We start from the raw sequence: 497 nt of genomic DNA, 5'->3' as shown, positions 1-497 counted from the left end.
GATGCAAAGGCCCTTGCCAGCCTCGACGAGTTCCTGGCCTTGTCCGAAGCCCCTGCCTCCGGCGTCTGCATGATGTAGGTCGACTGTATGCGCGACGAGTACGGCTTCGACTGCTGACGACGCCGCCAGCTAAGCTTCGTCCTTCGCGCCGATCTTGCGCACGAGTGCCGCGGTCGCCAGCATCGCACCCAGGTCCGAAATCATCGGTGCGACATGGCTGGCATAGTCGAGCGGCACCGAAATATCAGGCAGTTCGAAGAAGTTCTTCGGTTGCGGCAGGAGCAGAAAACCGTCGCTGCCGTTGAGCGCGACACGCGCGGGTTCGTCCGGCCAGGCTTCGCCGAGCCATTTCAGCGCTTGCGCCAGGCGGCCGGTCACCAGCGGCCGGGCCGCCTCGACATTGTTGGTGCGAAACTCGTAGGCGTCGTCGAGCTCCGGCACGCCGGACGGCAGTTCCTGCATCTTGGCCGCGAACATGCCGCGGAAAAAGCCGATCA

1 pseudogene is annotated in these 497 nt (G+C 64.2%); it reads right to left on the bottom strand.

Going from position 1 to position 497, the window contains the following annotated elements:
- Window positions 1-129: 129 nt before the first annotated feature.
- A pseudogene (locus X742_RS140185) lies at window positions 130-497 on the bottom strand (DUF3137 domain-containing protein); the annotation flags it as partial.

It is taken from the genome of Mesorhizobium sp. LNHC229A00, assembly GCF_000502415.1.
Classification (GTDB): domain Bacteria; phylum Pseudomonadota; class Alphaproteobacteria; order Rhizobiales; family Rhizobiaceae; genus Mesorhizobium.
The sequence above is the reverse complement of the archived record's forward strand: the minus strand, read 5'-3'. Positions and strand labels throughout refer to the sequence as shown.